The 17,777-nt window shown below is 63.2% G+C and carries 20 protein-coding genes; 3 read left to right on the top strand and 17 right to left on the bottom strand.

Features of this window, described 5'->3' with window-relative positions; translation table 11 throughout:
- Positions 1 to 10: 10 nt before the first annotated feature.
- The 13 genes from AC3B5Q_RS07730 to ccmA form a co-directional block, all read right to left on the bottom strand.
- Positions 11 to 799, bottom strand: coding sequence for a PhzF family protein (locus AC3B5Q_RS07730; protein WP_103462228.1), 789 nt, complete (start codon positions 797 to 799; stop codon positions 11 to 13).
- Positions 800 to 849: 50 nt separating this feature from the next.
- Positions 850 to 1,788: a 2-hydroxyacid dehydrogenase gene (locus tag AC3B5Q_RS07725; protein WP_103462227.1), complete on the bottom strand. Its 939-nt coding sequence runs from the start codon at positions 1,786 to 1,788 to the stop codon at positions 850 to 852.
- A gap of 28 nt (positions 1,789 to 1,816) precedes the next feature.
- On the bottom strand, positions 1,817 to 1,999 hold the full coding sequence (locus tag AC3B5Q_RS07720; protein ID WP_157829285.1) for a hypothetical protein: 183 nt from the start codon (positions 1,997 to 1,999) through the stop codon (positions 1,817 to 1,819).
- A 645-nt stretch (positions 2,000 to 2,644) separates the two neighbouring features.
- Positions 2,645 to 3,061 carry a hypothetical protein gene (locus AC3B5Q_RS07715; protein WP_021785213.1) on the bottom strand — a complete coding sequence of 139 codons (417 nt, stop codon included), beginning with the start codon at positions 3,059 to 3,061 and terminating at the stop codon, positions 2,645 to 2,647.
- 12 nt (positions 3,062 to 3,073) lie between these two features.
- Positions 3,074 to 4,270, bottom strand: a complete 1,197-nt coding sequence (gene ccmI / locus AC3B5Q_RS07710; RefSeq protein ID WP_325950550.1) for a c-type cytochrome biogenesis protein CcmI — start codon at positions 4,268 to 4,270, stop codon at positions 3,074 to 3,076.
- Positions 4,263 to 4,739, bottom strand: coding sequence for a cytochrome c-type biogenesis protein (locus AC3B5Q_RS07705; protein WP_021785211.1), 477 nt, complete (start codon positions 4,737 to 4,739; stop codon positions 4,263 to 4,265). The genes ccmI and AC3B5Q_RS07705 overlap by 8 nt, the downstream gene beginning before the upstream one ends.
- Positions 4,736 to 5,272: a DsbE family thiol:disulfide interchange protein gene (locus tag AC3B5Q_RS07700; protein WP_103469881.1), complete on the bottom strand. Its 537-nt coding sequence runs from the start codon at positions 5,270 to 5,272 to the stop codon at positions 4,736 to 4,738. The genes AC3B5Q_RS07705 and AC3B5Q_RS07700 overlap by 4 nt, the downstream gene beginning before the upstream one ends.
- On the bottom strand, positions 5,269 to 7,242 hold the full coding sequence (locus tag AC3B5Q_RS07695; RefSeq protein WP_325951007.1) for a heme lyase CcmF/NrfE family subunit: 1,974 nt from the start codon (positions 7,240 to 7,242) through the stop codon (positions 5,269 to 5,271). The genes AC3B5Q_RS07700 and AC3B5Q_RS07695 overlap by 4 nt, the downstream gene beginning before the upstream one ends.
- Positions 7,243 to 7,253: 11 nt before the next feature.
- A complete protein-coding gene (gene ccmE / locus AC3B5Q_RS07690; protein WP_021785209.1) occupies positions 7,254 to 7,709 on the bottom strand; it encodes a cytochrome c maturation protein CcmE in 456 nt (151 codons plus the stop codon).
- Positions 7,706 to 7,882: a heme exporter protein CcmD gene (gene ccmD / locus AC3B5Q_RS07685; RefSeq protein ID WP_021785208.1), complete on the bottom strand. Its 177-nt coding sequence runs from the start codon at positions 7,880 to 7,882 to the stop codon at positions 7,706 to 7,708. Before ccmD ends, ccmE begins: the two co-directional genes overlap by 4 nt.
- The gene (locus tag AC3B5Q_RS07680) at positions 7,879 to 8,646 is read right to left on the bottom strand and encodes a heme ABC transporter permease (RefSeq protein WP_021785207.1); all 768 of its coding nucleotides are present in this window, start codon (positions 8,644 to 8,646) and stop codon (positions 7,879 to 7,881) included. Before AC3B5Q_RS07680 ends, ccmD begins: the two co-directional genes overlap by 4 nt.
- Before the next feature lie 46 nt (positions 8,647 to 8,692).
- Positions 8,693 to 9,370, bottom strand: a complete 678-nt coding sequence (gene ccmB / locus AC3B5Q_RS07675; RefSeq protein WP_021785206.1) for a heme exporter protein CcmB — start codon at positions 9,368 to 9,370, stop codon at positions 8,693 to 8,695.
- Complete coding sequence (gene ccmA, locus AC3B5Q_RS07670; protein ID WP_003254385.1) at positions 9,358 to 9,990, bottom strand: cytochrome c biogenesis heme-transporting ATPase CcmA; 633 nt, start codon at positions 9,988 to 9,990, stop codon at positions 9,358 to 9,360. Before ccmA ends, ccmB begins: the two co-directional genes overlap by 13 nt.
- Positions 9,991 to 10,257: 267 nt before the next feature.
- On the opposite strand from ccmA, the gene fliK reads away from it, so the two are divergent.
- From fliK to AC3B5Q_RS07655, 3 genes are all read left to right on the top strand, one after another.
- Positions 10,258 to 11,814 carry a flagellar hook-length control protein FliK gene (gene fliK, locus AC3B5Q_RS07665; protein ID WP_101196515.1) on the top strand — a complete coding sequence of 519 codons (1,557 nt, stop codon included), beginning with the start codon at positions 10,258 to 10,260 and terminating at the stop codon, positions 11,812 to 11,814.
- Positions 11,811 to 12,149 carry an EscU/YscU/HrcU family type III secretion system export apparatus switch protein gene (locus AC3B5Q_RS07660; RefSeq protein ID WP_488392965.1) on the top strand — a complete coding sequence of 113 codons (339 nt, stop codon included), beginning with the start codon at positions 11,811 to 11,813 and terminating at the stop codon, positions 12,147 to 12,149. Before fliK ends, AC3B5Q_RS07660 begins: the two co-directional genes overlap by 4 nt.
- A gap of 67 nt (positions 12,150 to 12,216) precedes the next feature.
- A complete protein-coding gene (locus tag AC3B5Q_RS07655) occupies positions 12,217 to 14,928 on the top strand; it encodes a dermonecrotic toxin domain-containing protein (protein ID WP_101196517.1) in 2,712 nt (903 codons plus the stop codon).
- 109 nt (positions 14,929 to 15,037) lie between these two features.
- Here the strand turns inward: AC3B5Q_RS07655 and AC3B5Q_RS07650 are convergent, their stop codons facing one another.
- From AC3B5Q_RS07650 to AC3B5Q_RS07635, 4 genes are read right to left on the bottom strand one after another with little or no spacing between them, the layout of a single operon-like run.
- Positions 15,038 to 15,433 (bottom strand): DUF2802 domain-containing protein, encoded by a 396-nt coding sequence (locus AC3B5Q_RS07650; protein ID WP_021785202.1) that lies wholly within the window; start codon positions 15,431 to 15,433, stop codon positions 15,038 to 15,040.
- A 1-nt stretch (position 15,434) separates the two neighbouring features.
- Positions 15,435 to 15,914 carry a chemotaxis protein CheW gene (locus tag AC3B5Q_RS07645; RefSeq protein WP_003254393.1) on the bottom strand — a complete coding sequence of 160 codons (480 nt, stop codon included), beginning with the start codon at positions 15,912 to 15,914 and terminating at the stop codon, positions 15,435 to 15,437.
- Between the two features lie 41 nt (positions 15,915 to 15,955).
- On the bottom strand, positions 15,956 to 16,849 hold the full coding sequence (locus tag AC3B5Q_RS07640) for a CheW domain-containing protein (protein ID WP_021785201.1): 894 nt from the start codon (positions 16,847 to 16,849) through the stop codon (positions 15,956 to 15,958).
- The gene (locus AC3B5Q_RS07635; protein ID WP_021785200.1) at positions 16,849 to 17,637 is read right to left on the bottom strand and encodes a ParA family protein; all 789 of its coding nucleotides are present in this window, start codon (positions 17,635 to 17,637) and stop codon (positions 16,849 to 16,851) included. The genes AC3B5Q_RS07640 and AC3B5Q_RS07635 overlap by 1 nt, the downstream gene beginning before the upstream one ends.
- Between the last annotated feature and the right edge of the window lie 140 nt (positions 17,638 to 17,777).

Here is a 17,777-nt window from a genome sequence, read left to right as displayed (position 1 = left end):
GCACGCCATGCTAGATGTACACATTGCCCCGCAGGTACAACGCCGCCCGCCCACTGATGATTACGCGGCCATTGCCCGGCACTTCGCACTGCAACTGCCCTTTGCGTGCCCCGCCCTGCTCGCAGCTCAGCACGTTCTTGCCCAGCCTTTGGGCCCATAACGGCGCCAGCGAGGTGTGTGCCGAACCGGTTACCGGGTCTTCATTCACACCAACCCGCGGGCCGAACCAGCGGGTGACGAAGTCAAAGCCACGCCCTGCCGCGGTCACGGCAATGCCACGGACGTCGAAGGCCGACAGTGCAACAAAGTCTGGTTTCAACGTATCGAGCAGCAAGGCGTCGTCGATCACCACCACATAATCGTCGCTACGGTACACCACCTGTGCCTGGCTCAAGCCCAGCGCCTGCAGCAGGCCCGCCGGCATGTCCACCGCTACGGGTTGCTTGGCCGGGAAGTCCATGGCCAGCAGGCCATCAGTGCCACGGCTGACGCGCAACTCGCCACTGCGGGTGTTGAAGCGCAGCACTTGCGCCTGCTCCCCTAGTTGCTCGAACAACACATAGGCCGAAGCCAAAGTAGCGTGGCCGCACAGGTCGACTTCCACGGCGGGGGTGAACCAACGCAAGTCGAACGTTTCGCCGTTGCGCACGAAGTAGGCAGTTTCTGACAGGTTGTTTTCTTCGGCAATGCGCTGCAGCACATCGTCCGGCAGCCAGCTTTCCAGCGGGATCACTGCGGCAGGGTTGCCACCGAACGGTTCAGTGGAAAAGGCATCGACCTGGAATATTTCGAGTTGCATGCACAAACTCCTTGTTGCCCGGGCGCTGCCGGGCAGATATCTGGAAAAGGTTACGGGCGTACCGGGGTCAAAACTGGCTCACCGGCAAAGAACGCCTGCAGGTTGCGCAGCACCAAGGCCACCGTGTCGCGCGCGGCTTCTGGAGATTGGCCAGCCACGTGGGGTGTGAGCACGGTGTTGGGCAAGGCCTTGAGTGCATCGGGCACTGCCGGCTCGTCATCGAATACATCCAGCGCGGCGCCAGCCAGCTGGCCACGCTGCAATGCGTCAATCAGGGCTTGCGTGTCGACCACACTGGCACGGGCGATGTTCACCAGATAGCCCTCAGCCCCCAGAGCCTGAAGGACTTGGGCATCGACCAGATGCCGGGTGTTGGCACCTCCGGGGGTGGCCACCACCAGGATGTCGACGGTTTCAGCCAACTGTCGGGGGCTGTCGTACCAGGTATAAGGCACACCCTGGCGTGGTGTGCGGCTGTGGTAGCTGACGCGCATGTCGAAGCCCAAGTGAGCCCGCTTGGCGATTGCCAGGCCCACTGCACCGAGGCCGAGAATGCCCAGGCGTTTGCCACTCACCGAGGGGCTGATCACCCGGTTCCATTCACCGCGCCGCGTGCTGGCATCGGCACGGGGGATGTCGCGCAGCAGCGCCAGCAGCAGGGCCAGGGTGTGGTCGGCGACGGCTGCGGCATTGGCCCCGGCGCCATTGGTGACGGTTATGCCGCGGGCGTCGGCGGCGGCCAGGTCGACCTGCTCGTAGCCGGCGCCGATCACGCAGATGATCTGCAATCTGGGTAATGCGTCAATTTCGGCGGCGGATAGCCCCAGCGGACCACGGGTGAGCACCGCATCGATTTCTTCGGCGTGGCGATGAATGGCATCGGCGCGCAGTTGCGGCGAAGGTGCACGGATCAGGTGGTAACCGGCCTGTTCCAGCATGGGCAGGTAATCGTCGACGGTTTCCACCAGTACCAGGACTGTCTTGCGCATGCCACCTCCGGGTAAATTCGAGGCGTCATTATGCGGAGTCACCGACCGGTACAGTCAATGGAAATAACAAGGCAAAACTGTACTGTGCTGTTGCTGCGTTGCTGTTGCTGTTGCTGTTGCTGTTGCTGTTGATCTTGATCTTGATCTTGATCTTGATCTTCGCGACTTCAGGAGGCCGAACGCAGGCCTTGCGGAGGCAGGTGACGGGCATGGATGCCCGTCAAGCGCTGAGGCCCCAGGATGGGGCCTTCGGCGCGGTCCTGCCGGGAGCAAGGCCGGAGTGAGGGGACCCCGGAGCGCAGCGCAGGGGCCGGATGATGGGAGCGCAGCGTTTTTTGGTTACTTTTTGTCGCGTTTGACAAAAAGTGACTCGCCGTAAGGGCGAAAAGGTGAGTCCGTGTCGCCATCGCGAATGGACTGTTCGCTGAGTCAAAACAGACGAGTTCGCTTCTTGCTTCTTGCTTCTTGCTTCTTGGATGTGGGCACTCACATCGAGTAGGTATTCATTCACGCAGGTGGCGCATAGTCACCTTTCCGCCCTTACGGCGGGTCACTTTTTGTCAAACGCGACAAAAAGTAACCAAAAAACGCTGGCTCCTATCATCCGGCCCCTGCGCTACGCTCCGGGGTTCCCTCGCTCCGGGCTTGCTCCCGGGAGGACCGCGCTGCAGGCCCCATCCTGGGGCCCAGCGCTTGACGGGCATCCATGCCCGTCACCTCCCTCCGCAAGCCCTGCGCTCGGCCTCCTGAAGTCGCAATCTCCGTCGCCTGAACTATCGCGCGCTTACAAGCAAAAGCAGAAGCAGAAGCAGAAGCAGAAGCAGAAGCAGAAGCAGAAGTAAATACAGAAACAGCGTTACTGTGCGAACGCCCGCCCTAACCCACCTGGTACACCGCTGCTGTCAGTTTCCTGCCAAGGCCCATTCGGGCTCAACGACCAGCTCCAGCCGTTATCGAACCGATAGTAGGTACGCTGCCGGTAGAAGGTATTGGGCTGCTTCTCCAACACATATACACCCAGCCTGGGATCCCAGTGGCTTGCCCCACCAGGCGGTGGCGCAAAGCTGGCCGAGGTACGTGGCATGGGCTTGGGTATCGCTGCCGGCTTGCTCGGCTGAGTGGAAGGCTGCCCGCCCGGCAAGGGCTTGACCACCGGCCCCGACGGCGGCACACGCTCGATAGGTGGCGCGGGCTGCTCGTACGGCTCGTGCACCGTACACGCAGACAAACCCAAGGCCAGGGTAATCAGGGTCAGGCGGACGGTGCTATGCATGGCATTGCTCTCTTACTGGTCTGGAGTGTCGATGGTCAGGCGCTGGGTAGCCTGGGTGGCGCTAGGCAACGGAGCACCCCGGCCAATCCATTCACCCTGGGTAGGCTGACCCGCGCGTGAAACACGTGCAACCAGTTGGACTTCGGCAAATTGCGACAGTTTCATCTGCGGCATCATCGCATCAGCATCAGACAACTCCACCTCGATCGGCAACTGCGCCACGGTCACCCGCTTGGCCGCCAGTGGCATCGGCGGGCCATTGCTGGCGCGAGCGAAGATAAACACCGTGTCGTCCGGCTTGACCTTGTCCTTCAAAGCATCCGCCAGCTCCACACGCACTTTCAGGCGAGCCGCCACAGGTGCAGGTTCGGTAGCCTGCGCTGGCGCGCCACCCAGGCGCTCGGCGGCGCGGTCGATACCGCCCTGCAGGGCAGCACGCGATGTATCACCTTCTGGCAACTGCGCCAGCAAGCGCTTCCAGTAGTCGATGGCTTCCTGATAACGCTCGCCTTCAAACGCAGCAATACCGCGCAGGCCCAGGCTGGTCACCTCGTTGGGGTCCGCCTTCAGCGCTTCGTCAGTCAGCGCCTGCAATTGCGGGCTCCACTGCTTGTTGGCGGCAAAGTACAGGGCCTGGGCCCACTGCCCCAGCAGCTCGGGCTGGCGCCCAGCCAGGGCCACGGCCCGTTCGAACGTACGCGCGGCATCGGCCGGACGCTGCTCGGCCATGTAGGCCCGGCCGAGGAAATACATGGCCTCGGCCGAATCCGGCTGGGCCTGCACCACGCGCTCAAGGCGCGTGGTCATTTCTTCCATCGACTTGGGTGCCTCGGCAAATTCCTGGGTCAGCGCCACCTTGTCGGCCGCGCCAAAATGCAGGTACAGCCCCAGCGCCATCAGCGGTACCAGCATTGCCGCCAGCAGCGGCAGGGCCTTGCCCAAATGCCCCTGGCGCGGGGCCTCGGCGCCTTCGGTATCGGCCAGCAACTCGCGGGCAGCCTCGTCCCGGCCCTTGGCCATCTGCGCCTCATCGAGCACACCGGCGGCTTGCTGGGTCGCCAGTTCAGCGATGCGTTCCTGGTAAAGGGCCACGTTCAGGGCCGTGCGGTCTTCTTCCTGCTGGCGACGGCGGCCACGCAGGATCGGGAGCAGCAAAAAGCTGAGGGCAGCGAGCAGCAGCAGGCCCGCGCTAAGCCAGAATTCAATCATGGGTCTGTTCTTTTTCCAGCAGTTTGGCGAGACGCTCGCGTTCTTCGGCAGACAACTCATCGGCGCCTTGCGCGGCCGTGCCACGGCGCCGGCGAACGATCACCGCCAGCACCACGAAGCCACCGACCAGCAAGATCCCCGGGCCAAACCACAGCAGCCAGGTACGCGCGCTGAGCGCCGGCTTGTAACGCACGAAGTCGCCGTAGCGGTCGACCATGAAGTCGATGATCTGCTGGTTGCTCTGGCCTTCGCCGAGCATGCGGAAGATCTCCCGGCGCAGGTCGGCAGCAATCGGCGCGTTGGAGTCGGCAATATCCTGGTTCTGGCACTTGGGGCAGCGCAGTTCCTTGGTCAACTGTTGGTAACGCTCGCGCTCGGCCTCGTCGCGAAACTGGTAGGTGTCGATAGCCGCCTTGGCCACACCGGCCAGGCTCATGCCCAGCACTGCAGCTGCCAGCCAGCGCTTCATGGCTTGGCCTCGTCGATCAGGCCCTGGTACAACGGCGCCAGCTGTTCACGCCAGACCGTGGCATCAACGATGCCCACGTGCTTGTAGCGGATGATGCCCTTGGCGTCTATAAGGAAGGTTTCCGGCGCCCCATACACCCCAAGGTCCAGGCCCAGGCTGCCCTGCTCGTCACGAATATCCAGCTGGTAGGGGTTGTGGAACTCGGCCAACCACTTCTGCGCGGCGGCGTTGTCATCCTTGTAGTTGACGCCATGGATCACCACACCCTGCTGTGCCAGCTGGTTCAGGTACGGGTGCTCGACCTTGCACGACGGACACCAGGTGGCCCACACGTTGACCAGTGCCGGGCGGCCCTGCAAGTCAGCCTGAGTCAGGGTACGGTCCCCCTGTGTCGAAGCCAGGGAAAACGCCGGGAACGGTTTACCGATCATTGCCGAAGGCAGCTCGTCGGGCTTGAGGAAAAGCCCCTTGTAGAGGAACACCACCACCAGCAGGAACACTGCAAGGGGCACTACCATGATCCAACGCTTCATGCAGCTGCTCCAGACACGCCCAGGACATCACGCACCCGGGTCTTGACCTTGACGCGGTAGCGCCGGTCGAGGGCCGCCAGCAACCCGCCCAGGCCGGTCAACAGACCGCCCAGCCAGATCCAGCGGACGTAAGGCTTAATATGTACGCGCACAGCCCAGGCGCCATTCTCCAGTGGCTCACCAAGCGCAACGTACAGGTCTCGGGTAAAGCCGGCGTCGATGCCCGCTTCGGTCATCATCGACTGTTGCACGGTGTACAGGCGCTTCTCCGGGTGCAGTGTGGTCACTTCACGACCCTCGCGGCTGACCACGACGGTGCCCTTGTCAGAGATGAAATTCGGCCCCTCGAAGTGCTTGGCGCCCTGGAACAGGAAGTGGTAGCCACCCAGTTCCACGCTTTCGCCCGGCGCCATGCGCAGGTCGCGTTCGGCGCTGTTGTTGCTGGACAGCACCACGCCCAGCGCGCACACCGCCAGGCCCAGGTGCGCCAGTTGCATGCCCCAGTAGCTGCGCCCCAGGCCCGGCAGGCCTTTGACCAGGCCCTTGTGGCGGGTCTTGTCGAAAATGTCACGCAGCCCGCCAAGTACTACCCAGGCAGCCAGGGCGAAGGCCGTCAGTGTTGGCCAATCGAAGTCGTCGACGATAAAGCCGGCAACCGGGGCAAGGATGGCACTGCCGATCAACACCGGGGTCATCATGCTGGCCAGCCATTTGCCCGGGGTGTCCTTCCAGCGCACCACCACGCCCACGCTCATCACCACCATCAGCAGCGCCATCAGTGGCAGGAACAAGGCGTCGAAGTAGGGCGGGCCGACCGACAGCTTGGCACCGGTCAGGGCATCGAGCACCAGCGGGTACAGGGTACCGAGCAGAATCATCGAAGCCGCCACCACCAGCACCAGGTTATTGGCCAGGAGCAGCGTTTCACGGGACCACAGGGCGAAACCGACCTGGCTCTTGACCACCGGTGCGCGCAGGGCGAACAGCGTGAGCGACCCGCCGACCACGAACAGCAGGAAAAACAGGATGAAAATGCCGCGTGACGGGTCGGCGGCAAACGCATGCACCGAGGTCAGCACGCCGGAACGCACCAGGAAGGTACCCAGCAGGCTCAGCGAGAATGCGGCAATTGCCAGCAGCACGGTCCAGCTCTTGAACACCCCGCGTTTCTCGGTCACCGCCAACGAATGGATCAGTGCGGTGCCCACCAGCCAAGGCATGAACGAGGCGTTTTCCACCGGGTCCCAGAACCACCAGCCACCCCAGCCCAGTTCGTAGTAGGCCCACCACGAACCCAAGGTGATACCGACACCAAGGAACGCCCATGCAACGATGGTCCACGGCCGCGACCAGCGCGCCCAGGCCGCGTCCAGCCGGCCGCCAAGCAAGGCGGCGATGGCGAAGGCGAAGGCCACCGAGAAGCCCACGTAGCCCATGTAAAGCATCGGCGGATGCACGATCAGGCCAAAGTCCTGCAACAGCGGGTTGAGGTCGCGACCATCGGTCGGCACCTGCGGCAGCAGGCGCTGGAACGGGTTGGAAGTAATGATCAGGAAGCTCAGGAAGCCCACGCTGATCAGGCCCATTACCGCCAGTACGCGGGCCAGCATCACCTGCGGCAACTGCCGCGAGAACACCGACACGGCAAAGGTCCAGCCGCCGAGGATCAGCGCCCAAAGCAGCAACGAACCCTCATGGGCGCCCCACACCGCACTGAACTTGTAGTACCAGGGCAAGGCGCTGTTGGAGTTGCTGGCCACATAGGCGACCGAGAAATTGTCTGTCATGAAGGCATGGGTCAGGCAGGCAAAGGCAAACACCAGGAAGGCAAACTGCCCCCAGGCTGCCGGCCGCGCCAGGCTCATCCACAGGCTGTCGCCACGCCACGCGCCCAGCAGCGGCACACTGGCCTGCACGACGGCAAAGCAGATGGCCAGAATCATCGCCAACTGGCCAAGTTCGGGGATTATCAGCGCTGCGTTCATGGCTTGGCCTCTGCGCCGGCAGCGGCCTGGCCGCTTTCCTTCAACGCCTTGGTGACCTCGGGCGGCATGTATTTCTCATCATGCTTGGCCAGCACTTCATCGGCTACCACCACCCCTTCGGCATTGAGCTTGCCAAGGGCGACGATGCCCTGCCCTTCGCGGAACAGATCGGGGAGGATGCCGCGGTAGGTGATGGGTACCGACTTGTTGAAGTCGGTAACCACGAAACGCACGTCCAGCGAGTCGGCCGAGCGCTGTACCGAGCCTTTCTCGACCATGCCGCCAGCGCGAATGCGCGTGTCCAGCGGCGCTTCGCCGTTGGCGATCTGGGTGGGTGTATAGAACAGGTTGATGTTCTGCTGCAATGCGCTCAAGGCAAAGCCGACGGCAACCCCGACGCCGACCAACAGGCCGACGATGAGCAACAGGCGTTTCTTGCGCTGCGGATTCACTGGTTGTTCTCCCGGCGCAAACGGCGCGCCTCTTCTTGCAGATAGCGACGACGAGCCAGCAATGGCGAGGCGACATTCAGTGCCAGCACCACCAGGCAGATGCCATAGGCCGACCACACGTACAGCCCATGGTGGCCCATGGCGAGAAAGTCACCGAAAGTGGCAAAGCTCATTGTGCGGGCCTCCGCCCCAGGCTGTTCAATACTTCGTCCCTGACCCAACTGGCACGTGCTTCGCGCTTGAGCACTTCAAGGCGCATACGCAGCAACAGCACCGCACCGAAAAAGCAGTAGAAACCCAGCGCCGTGCACAACAGCGGCAGCCACATTTCGGCCGGCATCGCCGGCTTTTCGGTAAGGGTGAAGGTGGCGCCCTGGTGCAGGGTGTTCCACCACTCCACCGAATACTTGATGATCGGGATATTCACCACGCCGACAATCGCAAGCACCGCACAGGCCTTGGCCGCACTGTCACGATTACTGATTGCCTGGCCCAGCGCAATAATGCCGAAGTACAGGAACAGCAGGATGAGCATGGACGTAAGGCGGGCATCCCATACCCACCAGCTGCCCCAGGTCGGCTTGCCCCAGATGGCGCCGGTAACCAGCGCCACGGCGGTCATCCAGGCGCCAATGGGCGCAGCACATTGCAGGGCGACGTCGGCCAGTTTCATCTTCCACACCAGCCCCACCACCCCGGCCACCGCCAGCAGCACATAGCAGGACTGCGCCAGCATCGCCGCTGGCACATGGATATAGATGATGCGGAAGCTGTTGCCTTGCTGGTAGTCCTGGGGGGCAAAGGCCAGGCCCCAGGTGATACCGACCAGCAGCAGGAGCACGGCAGCACCGGCCAGCCACGGCAGCATGCGGCCACTGATGGCATAGAACCATTTCGGGGAGCCCAGCTTGTGGAACCACGTCCAGCTTATTTTCATCAGGGTACATCCAGGGTATTTGCCGGGCTTGAGAGCCCGGGACTCGTTATTCGCCGACGCTGATCTTCAGGCCGGCCGCTATCGCAAAGGGTGCCAGGGTAACGGCCAGGGCCGTCAAGCTGGCGAGCCAGAGCAGATGGCCGGTTGCCGGCATATTTTGCAACGCCGCCTGCAACGCACCACTGCCCAGGATCAATACAGGGATATACAACGGCAGAATCAGCAACGCCAGTAACAAACCTCCGCGTTTAAGGCCGACTGTCAGCGCCGCGCCCACCGCGCCCAGCAAGCTCAATACCGGCGTACCCAGCAGCAACGAACCGAGCAGCACCGGCAGGCAATGGCTTGGCAGCCCCAGCATCAGTGCCAGCAGTGGCGCCAACAATACCAGCGCCAGCCCGGAAAAGATCCAGTGCGCCAGCACCTTGGCCAGCACCAGCAGCGCCAGTGGGTGCGGCGACAGCACCCATTGCTCCAGCGAGCCGTCTTCGAAATCGCTGCGGAACAGACCGTCCAGCGACAACAACACTGCCAGCAACGCTGCCACCCAGACCAGGCCGGGCGACAAGGTTTGCAACAATTGGCTTTCCGGGCCGACCGCCAGCGGGAACATGGCCACGACGATGGCGAAGAACACCAACGGGTTGGCCAGTTCGGCCGGGCGACGGCACAGCAGGCGCGCTTCGCGGCGCAGCAACAAAATGAATACGCTCATGCAGCCCATTGCCCCAGGTTCAGTTCACGGTAACCGGAGGGCTTGCGTTCCAGTGTGTGGTGAGTCGTCAGCACCACCGTGCCGCCCTGCTCGCAGTGGGCTGCCAGGTGCGCTTCGAGCTGCGCCACGCCCTGCTTGTCGAGCGCGGTGAACGGCTCGTCGAGAATCCAGAGGGGCGGGCAAGCCAGGTGCAGCCGGGCCAAGGCCACGCGGCGCTGCTGACCGGCTGACAGGGTATGGCAGGGGACGTCTTCGAAACCGCGCAGGCCGACTGCCTCCAGCGCCGCCCAGATCGCCTCGCGGCTAGCCGGCTGGTGCAGGGCGCACAGCCAAGTGAGGTTTTCCTCGGCGGTGAGCAAGTCCTTGATGCCGGCGGCGTGGCCAATCCACAACAGGGCACTGGCCAATGCATGTCGCTGCTCGGCCAGTGGCTTGCCACCCAGCAGAATCTGCCCGGCCGTCGGCTGCATCAGCCCGGCCAGCAGGCGCAACAGGCTGGTCTTGCCACTGCCGTTTGGGCCACTGATCTGCAGCATGTCGCCGGCGCCCAGCTCGAAATCGAGCTGCTCGAACAGCAGGCGCCAGTCGCGCTCGCAGGCCAGGCCCGCGGCTTGGAGGTGAAGGGTCACGGTTTCGCCTTATCTTCAGTAGGGCTTTGGAGCAGCGTCGCCTGTTTCGCGGGTAAACCCGCTCCTACAGGTTCGGCGCAGTATTCGGATACTGCACAAAACCCTGTAGGAGCGGGTTCACCCGCGAAGCAGCAAACACCGCTCCAGAACCCTTGTGTCTCAAGTCGCCCCGCGCGCTGCCGTTATACTGGCAACCACGGGCGCTCGGCATTATTACACGCGCCGCCGCGCTGCCAAGAGGCCGGGCTCGACAGGTTGTATACAATCATGACTGAAATCAATAGTCTCGGCGCACAAAACGCGATCAGCAGCCAAACCATGAAGGCAGGCATGACCGGCGAACTGCTGCGCCTGACCCAGGCGCAGCCCGGTCTGCTGGCCCCCGGCGAAACCGCGCAAGCCGAGGTTGTATCGTTGCGCCAGACGGGCCAGGACTTTCAGCTGGTGCTACGGCTGATGCAGGCCAACGGCGCACAGACCCAGCTGCAGGCCAACGCCAGCCAGCCGCTGCCCCAAGGCAGCCAGATCACCGTCAGCCAGACCGAAAGCAATCGCCTGGCGATCATGTTGCAACAGGCCAGCGCCAGCCAGGTGTCCACCCTCACCCAGCTGGACACCAGCAAGGTGCCGGTCGGCACCTTGCTGCAAGGCAAGGTCCTGACCAACCAGCCGCTGGCCCAGGCACCCGGCCAACCGGCCGTGTACCGGGCGCTGGTCAGCTTGCTCAACAGTGCCCAGGTCGGTGCCACACTGAGCATCGACAGCCCGCGCCCGCTGGCCATTGGCAGCCTGCTCAGCGCCCTGGTGCAGGGCGATCAGTCATTGCGCTTCGTGCCGCTCAGCGGCAGGCAGGACCAACTCAGCATTGCCCAACAGCTGCTGACCCAACAAAACCGCCAAGCCTCGCTGCCAGGCCTGCTCAACGCCCTGCAACAACTCACCCGCGACCCAAGCGTCGATGGCGACCTGCGCGCCAGTGCCGAACGCCTGCTGGCCGGCTTGCCGGACGCCCGACAACTGGGCGACGCCAAGGCAGTGGCCCAGGCCCTGAACAACAGCGGCGGCTTTCTCGAGGCGAAGCTGCTGAGTGGATCCACCGCCAGCGTCGCCACCGACCTCAAGGCGCATTTGTTGCGGCTGATGGACCAGGCTCCCGCCCTTGCGGCGGGCGCCACCAATCTCAACCCCGCCAGCCTGGCCGTGACCATGCCGGCACTGGCGCGCAGCGCACTGGGCATGCTCGAGCGGGTCAGCCCCAAGCCGCAGCCGGGAGCTTTCCCGTTACCGTCGCGACTGCTAAAGGCCCTGGAGGACGAGGGCGACCTGCAACAGTTGCTGCGCCTGGCTGCTGCTGCCGTTTCACGCTTGCAGAGCCACGCCATGAGCAGCCTGCAACAAACCGGCACGCTGGAAAACGGCAACCTGCAGACCACCTGGCAAACCGAAGTGCCGATCCGTCACGGCCAGGACTTCATCCCACTGCAAGTCAAACTGCAACGCGAAGAATCCCCGGAACAACAAGCCGACCGCCAATACAAAGCCCAAGACCCTCGGCAAGCCCTGTGGCGCATCGAGCTGGCCTTCGACCTGTCCCCGCTCGGCCCCATGCAAGTACAGGCGCAACTGAGCGAGGGCCGCCTGAGCGGGCAGTTATGGGCGGAGCGCGAGCAGACCGCGCGGTTGATCGAAACCCAGCTTGGCGAGCTGCGCGAGCGCCTGCTGGCCCGGGGCCTGGAAGTCGGCGACCTGGAGTGCTACCCGGGCATTCCGCCGCAGGGGCCACGCACACGTATGGAACAACGCTGGGTGGATGAAACCGCATGAGCGACACGACGCCACGCCAAGCCATAGCGCTGAACTACGACGGCCATCAGGCACCGATCCTCACCGCCAAGGGCGACGAGGAACTGGCCGAGGCCATTCTTGCACTCGCCCGCGAACACGAAGTGCCGATCTACGAAAACGCCGAGCTGGTACGCCTGCTGGCACGGCTGGAGCTGGGCGATCAAATACCCGAGGCGCTGTACCTGACCATTGCCGAGATCATCGCCTTCGCCTGGCAACTGCGCGGCAAGGTACCCGCCGGTTTCGACGATGCGCCTCCGGAAGAGCACGATATCACCCCGCCATTGCCCCTGCTGCCCGGCACTGGCCGGTAACTATCTACCACCCCCTCTCCCACCATGCGCCCAACCTTGTCGGCCTCCCACGTACAAGGTGACCGTCATGATCGACAGCAGAATCAACGCCCAAGGTGTGCAATTCGTAGTAGACCATCTGGCCAACATCCCACGCCCGGACCGCGAAGCGAATCGCTTGATCCGACAGTGGCTTGCCGGGCAAGGTGTGGATATCGACCCCGATCGCGTCGAGGTGGTCACCCTGCACTACCGGCCGGATGACCAAGGGTATGTGGCAGCGGTCCAGCAGACCCAGAGCATGACCCAGGCGCTGCTGGGCAACTGGCAAGGGGAGTCCGATAACAACCTCATCGGGGCGTTGTTCGCCAACCCTTGGGCAGGCACCTTCCCCCAAGGGCCATTGAGGCTGGTCGATCGCCTGCCAGCGCTGGGCTTTGGCCATCAGGGCGCAGCCTTCGAAGTGTACAACGGACTGTTCCAGCGATCGTCCCCTGCCCGTTACGATGCCTCGACCCACATTCAGGTTCCGGCTGAAGCCTTCCAGCGGTTCATCGAAGCGCTGGACTTTCACCAGCCGTTCAAAGCCACGCTCGACGCTTACTGGCAGGAGCACCAGGACAGTCACCGCCTGGCCAGCAAGCTCAATTTCATCGCCGCCTGCAACGCCCAGGTCAGCCAGGGGCGCCTGAGCGATGCCGCCAGGGAGCTGGCATGGCAAGCCGCCGGCATGATGCCGCAGCGCTTCAAGATACGGGTCAGCACGCTGAGCATCTATGGCTATGCGGCCACCGACCTGCTGTACATCAATGCCCCCCACAGCGATCTGACCCTGCTGTACATGCCAGGCAACAGCTCGCCCTTGCTCGAATTCGCCAGCGAGAACCTGCTCAAGGACTGGGTAGGCGAGCAGTGCAAGGACCCCGCCCGACGCGAAGCACTCAAACAACACTTCAGGCTCGCCGACCGCCCTCAGGGCCTTGATTTCAGCGGCCTGGACACCGCGCTAGAGGGCCTTGGCGACTACCCGGACCGGCACCGCCTGCCGCCGGAACACGGTTATTTCAACGATGATGGCGTCTGGCCTCCCAGAACCTACGTGAATTACAAACCTGGCAAATACAACCCCAAACTGACCGGGGATATGTTCGCAGCCTTGACCGAGCGCCAGCGCCAGCGCAGCTACGACGATGCCGATTTTGTCATCACCACCGATAGCCAGGTTACCAAAGCCAGATGGCGAGGCTACCTCACCAACACGCTCAACCTGCTGGCGCCGCTGTGCCTGGTGGTGCCGGGGCTGGCGCCACTGCTGGCGCTCGGAGGCATTGCCCAGTTGGGCCTGGGCCTGGATCAGGTGATCAATGGCCACAGCCTGAAAGCCAAACAGGATGGGGTTGGCGACATCGCCTGGGGGCTGTTCAACGCCATACCGCTGGCAACGGAGGGCAGCGCAGGCATCAAGGCCCTGTTCGAGTTCAAAAGCGATGGTTTTGTCATGCCGCGCGAGGTCAACGGGCAGCTCGGCTATCCGTTGAGCCCGACCAGTCCACCACGGCTTCCCGAGCCAGAAGGCGCAGAGTACTTCCACAACCACCAGCCGATTACACCACTTGACGAAGGTGACCCGGCTGTTGCCGGCGCGGTGATACGCTTGCCGCACTACGATGGCGAACTGGACGACCTGGAATGCAGCATCGAAACCTACAATGCACGCGTGGTCTATGACCTGGAGCACGACGCATTCATCATCAAGGAATCCGTCAACGAGGTCGAGCCGCAAGCCTACATCGCGGTACCTGGCAGCCGTGACCTTGTGGCGCTCGACAGGCAGCGCCCTGTCACCGACGCCATGCGCACCCGCACCTTGCGCGCGTTGGGTGTGGACCTGCCACTGCCAGTAACCATCCCAACACCGGCCCCGGACAGCGCCCCCATCCCCAAACTTATCTCCAGCCTATGGGTCGGCGACAAAGTCATTAGCGAGCCATTGCTGGCCAACATTGCCGCCAACGCCGCGCGCCTGAGCGACAGTGAATACAGCATGCGCCTGTTTTTGTCGAAGGCTTCGCCTACCGCCTACGAACAGAACGCAAGCCTGTTGGCAGCCCGGGCGCCAGGGCTGCGGGTATTGCCGCTTGAAGAGCAAGGTTTCTTCCGGGCCTTCCGCCAAAGCCGCTATTACGCACAGTACGATGCAGCACTGGATGGCAACGGTGGCATCGCCACCAATTACGCGTCGGCGACGGATGTGCTGCGCTACCGAATGCTGCACCATGAGGGTGGGCTATACATGGACGTAGACGATTTCCTGCTGCCGGACGGCAAGGGCGAAACGATCGATCAGGTCGAACTGCGCACCCCACCCGATGGGCTGCTGCTGCCACCGCCAATGTCCAACGAGAAAATGAGCATGAATTGCCTGTACAACACCAGCCTCATTGGTAGCCACCCCGGCAACCCGCTGCTGGATGCGATCTCCGATGAAATGCTCGCACGTTACCAGACCCATGCAGACTTCTACGATAGCCGGCCGAGCCTGGAACAGGACCCGAGCGGTTTCTACCGCTATGCCAATACGCTCAGCTACCTCACCGGGCCGGCGCTGCTCACCGAAGTGGTCGATCGCCATCTACCCGGGTTGCGGACCCTGCGCCAGATCATAAACCTGCACACCATGCCACGCGTCAACAGCTATCCATTCATCAACCCTTCGCAAGCCAATACAGCCCTGAGGCAACTGCTGCCCCTGAACCGATTCGCCGGCGTCGGCGGCAACCATTCCTGGGTTCGCAACTGAACAGCGGGTACTGAGCGGGCCCGGCGGCACCTTCAGATCGAGCGGCGCGTGGGCGACGCTCGGTTTCCCAGGCGACGAACCTGCTGCCGAGGCTACCTGCCAGCCCCAGTCAAGGAGCCCGGTAAACCTTGCTCATCAACTCCGCCTCGGCCTGGGTCAGGCCGCAGCTCTGGGTCAACTCATCGATACTCGCCCCCATCCCCACCAGCTTGGCCGCCTGGCTAAAGGTAACGTTGCTCGGGTCGCGCTGTTCCAGGCGCTCCAGCCGGTCTGGCAGGGTGGCCACCGCCTCACGCAGCTCATGGATGGCCTCACCCATACGTACGGTAACGTTCTGGTAGTCATCCAGACGCTTGGCCAAGTCCTTGATACGCTGGTCACGCAGCGCATCGCCCTCCGCCTGCTGCGCAGCCAGCTCGCGCTGGCGCTTGCTGTAGTTGAGGAAAAACCACAGGCTCAGCGCCCATGCCAGTGCTAGGAAGATGACAGCAACCTGCAGGATCAACTCAGATGTTCTCCAGCTCGGACCACTCTTCCTCGGTCATCATCTTGTCCAGTTCGACCAGGATCAGCAGCTCGCCATTCTTGTTGCACACGCCCTGAATGAACTTGGCCGACTCTTCGTTACCCACGTTCGGCGCGGTCTCGATTTCGGACTGGCGCAGGTAAACCACTTCGGCCACGCTGTCGACCAGAATGCCGACCACTTGCTTGTCGGCTTCGATGATGACGATACGGGTGTTGTCGGTCACTTCGGTCGGCATCAGGCCAAAACGCTGACGCGTGTCGATCACCGTCACCACGTTACCGCGCAAGTTGATGATGCCCAGCACGTAGCTCGGCGCACCCGGCACCGGGGCGATCTCGGTGTAGCGCAGTACTTCCTGCACCTGCATCACATTGATGCCGTAGGACTCGTTGTCCAGACGGAAGGTAACCCACTGCAGGATCGGATCTTCGGAACCTTGTGCAGACGACTTTTTCATTCCCCTACCCTCAAAATCCGCCGTTGGCGGTATGTTCTGTGTCATTTCTGTTTCGCGTGCATCTGCTTGACCGCGCCGCTGGCGATCAGCTCGGCCAGTGCGGCGACGTCGAGCAGTGCACACATGTGTTCGATTACCGTGCCGGCCAGCCACGGGCGCTGGCCACGCTGGCTGCGCCACTTGATCTCCGACGGGTCCAGGCGCAGCGAGCGGCTGACCTGATGCACCGCCAGCCCCCATTCGTAGCCCTGCACCGAAATCACGTATTGCAGGCCCTGGCGAAAATCATCGCGGTAGCGGTCAGGCATTACCCAACGCGCAGTGTCCAGCACCTTCAGGTTGCCAGCCTGGCAGGTCAGGATGCCGAGGAACCAGTCGGGCTGCCCGAACAGTGGCGTCAGCTCCTGGCCAGCCAGGGTGTAGATCGAGCCCAGGCACACCAACGGCACCGCCAGGGTCAAGCCGGCAACGTCGAACAGCAGGCATTCGAATGGCTCGGCCGCCCATGCCGGACGACCGTCGACAGTGGCCGGCGGTACGGGCAGGTTGGGCGCCGGCAGATGCACATCGACCAGCGGCACAGCCGGTTCCACGGTTTGCTCTTCGACCAGTACCGGAATGCTGGCTTCGGCCACGATCTCCTGCTCGACCACCGTCACCACCGGGGCTTCCACCGGCATCAGGCTCGGCAGTACCGCCAGCCGGGGCTCGGCGAACGGCCGCGGGGCCAGGCTGGCGGCAGCCACGGCGGGCTCAGGCCGGGCCGATTGCCGGGCATCGCGTGCCTGCTCCTCACGCACCGCCTCGGCGAATTCATCCGTCACTGCCGGCGGCTCGCTCAGGTCTTCGGCCTCGGTGGCCTCCTGCAGCAAGCCGTCCAGGTACGATTGCAGGGCCATCTGGGGCCGGGTGCTGGTTTGCCGAGTTTGAGTCATCAGGCCACCTGCACTGCGTTCTTGTAGGTGAGCAGGTGCTTGAGCAGCGCCCTGTAGGCGATCAACCCGCGGCTCTTGCTGTCGAACTGCGAGGGCGTGACGCCCTTGCGACTGGCATCGCGCAAGCGCGTATCCACCGGGATGTAGCCCTGCCATACATGCTGCCCATAGGCATCACGCAGCAGCTTGAGGGTGCCCAGCGACGCCTGGGTACGACGGTCGAACAGGGTCGGCACGATCTGGTACGGCAGCGCCTGCTTGCGCGAGCGGTTGACCATCGCCAAGGTGCCAACCATGCGCTCCAGGCCCTTCACCGCAAGGAATTCGGTTTGCACCGGGATCACCAGCTGCTGGCTGGCGGCCAGGGCATTGACCATCAGCACCCCCAGCAAGGGTGGGCTGTCGATCAGGGCATAGTCGAAATCCTGCCACAGCTGCGCCAGACTCTTGGCGATTACCAGACCCAGGCCATTCTGTCCTGGTGACTGGCGCTCCAGCACCGCCAGCGCGGTACTCGACGGCAACAGCGAAATGCGCTCATCGCTGGTGGGCAGCAGCAATTGCCCGGGCAAACCTTCGGGCACCGCACCCTTGTGCAGGAACAGGTCGTAGCAGCTGTGCTCCAAGGCATCCGGGTTGTGCCCGAAGTAGCTGGTCATCGAGCCGTGCGGGTCGAGGTCGACGACGACCACGCGCTTGCCGGCCTCGGCCAGCAGGCCGGCCAGGGCAATGGTAGTGGTGGTCTTGCCGACGCCACCTTTTTGATTGGCTACTGCCCAGACTCTCATCAAGCAAACTCTATCTATTGATTTGGCAGGGACACTGTAGATACAACTGTCATGCGCAAAACTTCAAAGCTTGCACGCCCCTCAGTGTGAGCGTGCAGGATCGCGAACACCGGCGCAGCCGGCGCCATTCACCGAGTCTC

The sequence above is a fragment of the Pseudomonas sp. D5(2026) genome (assembly GCF_057766845.1).
This window is presented reverse-complemented; position numbering and strand designations above follow the sequence as displayed.

Excerpts from the sequence above, each read along its gene's own strand:
- AC3B5Q_RS07730 (WP_103462228.1), bottom strand. The coding sequence starts at position 799 with ATGCAACTCGAAATATTCCAGGTCGATGCCTTTTCCACTGAACCGTTC.
- AC3B5Q_RS07725 (WP_103462227.1), bottom strand. The coding sequence starts at position 1,788 with ATGCGCAAGACAGTCCTGGTACTGGTGGAAACCGTCGACGATTACCTG.
- AC3B5Q_RS07720 (WP_157829285.1), bottom strand. The coding sequence starts at position 1,999 with ATGCCCGTCACCTGCCTCCGCAAGGCCTGCGTTCGGCCTCCTGAAGTC.
- AC3B5Q_RS07715 (WP_021785213.1), bottom strand. The coding sequence starts at position 3,061 with ATGCATAGCACCGTCCGCCTGACCCTGATTACCCTGGCCTTGGGTTTG.
- ccmI (WP_325950550.1), bottom strand. The coding sequence starts at position 4,270 with ATGATTGAATTCTGGCTTAGCGCGGGCCTGCTGCTGCTCGCTGCCCTC.
- AC3B5Q_RS07705 (WP_021785211.1), bottom strand. The coding sequence starts at position 4,739 with ATGAAGCGCTGGCTGGCAGCTGCAGTGCTGGGCATGAGCCTGGCCGGT.
- AC3B5Q_RS07700 (WP_103469881.1), bottom strand. The coding sequence starts at position 5,272 with ATGAAGCGTTGGATCATGGTAGTGCCCCTTGCAGTGTTCCTGCTGGTG.
- ccmD (WP_021785208.1), bottom strand. The coding sequence starts at position 7,882 with ATGAGCTTTGCCACTTTCGGTGACTTTCTCGCCATGGGCCACCATGGG.
- AC3B5Q_RS07680 (WP_021785207.1), bottom strand. The coding sequence starts at position 8,646 with ATGAAAATAAGCTGGACGTGGTTCCACAAGCTGGGCTCCCCGAAATGG.
- ccmB (WP_021785206.1), bottom strand. The coding sequence starts at position 9,370 with ATGGGCTGCATGAGCGTATTCATTTTGTTGCTGCGCCGCGAAGCGCGC.
- fliK (WP_101196515.1), top strand. The coding sequence starts at position 10,258 with ATGACTGAAATCAATAGTCTCGGCGCACAAAACGCGATCAGCAGCCAA.
- AC3B5Q_RS07660 (WP_488392965.1), top strand. The coding sequence starts at position 11,811 with ATGAGCGACACGACGCCACGCCAAGCCATAGCGCTGAACTACGACGGC.
- AC3B5Q_RS07655 (WP_101196517.1), top strand. The coding sequence starts at position 12,217 with ATGATCGACAGCAGAATCAACGCCCAAGGTGTGCAATTCGTAGTAGAC.
- AC3B5Q_RS07645 (WP_003254393.1), bottom strand. The coding sequence starts at position 15,914 with ATGAAAAAGTCGTCTGCACAAGGTTCCGAAGATCCGATCCTGCAGTGG.
- AC3B5Q_RS07640 (WP_021785201.1), bottom strand. The coding sequence starts at position 16,849 with ATGACTCAAACTCGGCAAACCAGCACCCGGCCCCAGATGGCCCTGCAA.
- AC3B5Q_RS07635 (WP_021785200.1), bottom strand. The coding sequence starts at position 17,637 with ATGAGAGTCTGGGCAGTAGCCAATCAAAAAGGTGGCGTCGGCAAGACC.